Raw genomic sequence first — 221 nt, forward strand, 5'->3', positions numbered from 1 at the left:
GTTGATATTCCTGTACCACCTCTTTATCGTTTGAGCAATGGAGGGACGCAGAAGGATAGAAGAAGCGTGCGATTGGTTGTGCACGTCCAAGCAGTTAGGCTGATAAGTAGGAAAATCCGCTTATCGTAAAGGCTGAGCTGTGATGGGGAAGCTCCTTATGGAGCGAAGTCTTTGATTCCCCGCTGCCAAGAAAAGCTTCTAGCGAGATAAAAGGTGCCTGT

General features: G+C 48.0%; 1 rRNA gene. It reads left to right on the forward strand.

Annotated elements, in window-relative coordinates:
* Positions 1 to 221 (forward strand): 23S ribosomal RNA (locus MR170_RS31925); the annotation flags it as partial.

The sequence above is a fragment of the Bacillus cereus group sp. BfR-BA-01524 genome (genome assembly GCF_022662595.1).
In the GTDB taxonomy this organism is placed as follows: Bacteria; Bacillota; Bacilli; order Bacillales; family Bacillaceae_G; genus Bacillus_A; species Bacillus_A thuringiensis_S.